Raw genomic sequence first — 209 nt, forward strand, 5'->3', positions numbered from 1 at the left:
TCACAGCTCAGCCTTCACGATAAGCGGATTTGCCTACTTATCAGCCTAACTGCTTGGACGTGCACAACCAATCGCACGCTTCTTCTATCCTTCTGCGGCCCTCCATTGCTCAAACGATAAAGAGGTGGTACAGGAATATCAACCTGTTGTCCATCGCCTACGCCTGTCGGCCTCGGCTTAGGTCCTGACTAACCCTGAGCGGACGAGCC

At 53.6% G+C, this 209-nt stretch carries 1 rRNA gene; it reads right to left on the reverse strand.

The features are described from left to right. Positions 1–209 (reverse strand): 23S ribosomal RNA (locus MR083_RS27665); the annotation flags it as partial.

It is taken from the genome of Bacillus cereus group sp. BfR-BA-01408, from assembly GCF_022663305.1.
Taxonomy (GTDB): Bacteria; Bacillota; Bacilli; order Bacillales; family Bacillaceae_G; genus Bacillus_A; species Bacillus_A pacificus.